2 protein-coding genes are annotated in these 2,228 nt (G+C 67.9%); both read right to left on the reverse strand.

Annotated elements, in window-relative coordinates:
* Positions 1–210: 210 nt before the first annotated feature.
* Complete coding sequence (locus VFT73_RS07965; RefSeq protein ID WP_414712808.1) at positions 211–1,824, reverse strand: M28 family metallopeptidase; 1,614 nt, start codon at positions 1,822–1,824, stop codon at positions 211–213.
* Between the two features lie 62 nt (positions 1,825–1,886).
* Positions 1,887–2,228: inorganic phosphate transporter (locus VFT73_RS07970; protein ID WP_326409723.1), on the reverse strand; the 342-nt coding region annotated here is incomplete at its 5' end.

Genomic DNA, 2,228 nt, shown 5'->3' on the forward strand with positions numbered 1-2,228 from the left:
GGTGCATCCCCGAAGGGACGGCGCCGTCCGCATCCGGGCAGGCGACGATCGTCACCACGCCATGATCGAACGCCGGCATGAAGCCCGCCGGGGCAAGGCAGCGCAATGCGAGCAGCAGCGCCGCGAGCATCGCCCATGCGAAGCGAACCTGAGCCGGAGCTGCCCTCATTCGGACCATCAGATGCGCGTTAGGCGCGCAGCGTTCCAATGTCAGCGGCGCCCGCGCTCGCCCTTGCCTGCGCTCTGTCCCCGCGCCGCCGCGCTCTGCGCCCGCACCTTGGCGAACTCGGACGAGGCATTCCACTCGGGCCATTCGCGGCTGTTCGCGAGGCGGTTGCCGATCGCGTAAAACAGCTCGGCCTCCTGCGCGGCTCCACGCAAATCCCAGGTCGGCGACCAGGCATCACAGGTCTGGTGGTAGCATTTGCTGGTGAACGCATCGAGCCAGCGCTCGCCCGCCGGCCGGCCGCCCTCGACCATGTCGTACGCGCCGGCGAGCGCCATATCGAGCAGCACCGGGACCCCGCGCTTGGCGAAGGAGAAATGGTCGGCGCGGTAGAACAGTCCGCGCTCTGGGTGGTTCTCGTCGGTGACGTAGCGGCCCTGCGCCTTCGCGGCCTCGGCGAAGATCCGCTCCATGTCGCCGCTCTGGCCCCGCCCGACGAGCACCGCGTCCTTGACCGGGCCGTTCCATTGCAGCGTGTCGAAGGTCAGGTTCGCGACCATCGTCTGCATCGGGAACAAAGGATGCTGGGCGTAATATTCCGAGCCGAGCAGGCCGCGTTCCTCTGCGGTCCAGGCGGCGAAGACCAATGTCCGCTCCGGCCGCGGCCCGGCTGCGAACAGCCGCGCATCCTCGAGCATCGCGGCCAAACCCAGCGCATCATCCGCCGCGCCCGGGCGGATCGTTCGGCCCTGCGCGTCCGCCGGCCCGATCCCGTACGCGTCCCAATGCCCGCCGAAGCTCACCGTCTCTTCCGGATATTTCGACCCGGTGAGCTTGCCGAGCACGTTGTGGCTGGTGATGTGCGAGAGCGTAACCGGGATATCGGCTGACAGCGTCGCCTTGAGGTCGATCGGCTTGAACGCCGCGGTCCGCGCCTCCCGCTTCACCGTCTCGTAATCGTAGCCGGCGCGCTTCAGCAGGGCCGCGGCGGCGTCGCGCTGGATCCAGCCCTGGAGCAGCACCGGCTGAGGCGAGTCCGCAGGCAAAGCGATGGCGTAATTCTCGCCAGCCGGACTCTTCACCACGGTCCACGGATAGCCCGCCGCATCGGTCTCGTGGACGACCAGCGCGGCGATCGCGCCACGCCGCGCCGCTTCTTCATATTTATAGGTCCAGCGGCCGTAATAGGTCATGGTCTTGCCGCCGAACTTGCCCGCGACCGGCTCGCCCGCGGCGGCCTCGAAGTCGGGATCGTTGACCAGCATCACCGCGACCTTGCCGTGCAGGTCGACGCCCTTGAAATCGTCCCACCCGCGCTCGGGCGCGGTCACTCCGTAGCCGACGAACACCATCGGCGCGTTCTCAATGCGCACCCGGTCCACCGGACGCACCGTCCCGAGATAGATGTCGTCGGGGAATTTGAGCGGCAGCGTTTGGCCGCGCTGCGTGACCGAGACGTTGACCGGCGCCTTCAGCTGGGTGTGGATCATCGGGACGATCTGCGTCCAGCCGCCGTTCTCGCCAGCCGGCTCGAGTCCCGCCGCCTTGAACTGCTCGATGAGGTAGGGGATCGTCTTGTCCTCGCCCGGAGTGCCCGGCGCGCGGCCCTGGAATGCGTCGGACGCGAGCACGCGCGTGACCTCGCTCATCCGCTGCATGTCGACCTTCGGAGCGGGTGCGGCGCCGACGAGCAACAGGGACAGGATTGCGATCACGGGCTTCACTTAGACTCTCCTCGTTTCACCTCCGCGCGGCGGAGGGCGCGCGCCCCCAAAATCATCAACGCGATAATGGCGACTGCGATCGCGTCGCGCAGGAACTCGCCGCTGATCAGCCAATAGAACAAAGCCGCCACCGTCGCCGAAGCGGGGATGGTGATTACCCAGGCGATCGCGACATTGCCCGCGATCCCCCACCGCACCGCCGAGGCCCTGCGCGCCGCTCCGGCGCCGATCACGCAGCCGGTCATGGTGTGCGTCGTCGACACCGGGATTCCGAGGTAGGAGGCCGAGAAGAGCATGACCGAGCCGCCCATCGACGCCGAGAATCCCTGGTGCTGGTT

Origin of the sequence: Sphingomonas sp. (genome assembly GCF_035758555.1) — a bacterium.
Lineage (GTDB): Bacteria > Pseudomonadota > Alphaproteobacteria > Sphingomonadales > Sphingomonadaceae > Sphingomonas_B.

What these genes read in the sequence shown, in the direction of transcription:
- VFT73_RS07965 (WP_414712808.1), bottom strand. Translation starts at nt 1,824, where the DNA reads ATGCAGCGGATGAGCGAGGTCACGCGCGTGCTCGCGTCCGACGCATTC.